This window comes from Neisseria sp. HMSC064D07, assembly GCF_001837185.1.
Classification (GTDB): domain Bacteria; phylum Pseudomonadota; class Gammaproteobacteria; order Burkholderiales; family Neisseriaceae; genus Neisseria; species Neisseria flavescens_C.
The window spans coordinates 1-366 of record NZ_KV831690.1 but is presented as its reverse complement, the minus strand read 5'-3'; the positions used below and the strand labels follow the sequence as shown (position 1 = coordinate 366).

General features: G+C 60.1%; 1 protein-coding gene. It reads right to left on the bottom strand.

Annotated elements, in window-relative coordinates; translation table 11 throughout:
* On the bottom strand, positions 1–353 hold a 353-nt coding region (locus HMPREF2608_RS06385; RefSeq protein WP_283122297.1), incomplete at its 3' end, for a type IV pilin protein.
* Between the last annotated feature and the right edge of the window lie 13 nt (positions 354–366).

Genomic DNA, 366 nt, shown 5'->3' with positions numbered 1-366 from the left:
TTCCCGCACACCACCGCCGTCAGCGACTCGTTCAAGCGTAATACCCTCGGCTCTGCCTCCCTATCCAGCGCCACCGCCTTCAGGGTAAACTTACCCTCCAGGATGCCCTTAGCCTGACCGCTCATCCTGATACAGAAACCGCCCGCCTCCTTCACCGGCAGCTCCGGCCACTTCGTCGACGTCAGCTTAAAGCTGCCCTTTTTCGCATAGAACTGCTCCATAAAGCGCGCATTTTCCAGCAGGGCGGCATGCGCCGCACGCAGGTTGGCCGCGCGGACCGATTCCCGATAGGCCGTAAAGGCCGCCGTCGCCAATATCGAAGCCAACAGCATCACCACCAACAGCTGTATCAAAGAGTAGCCCCTC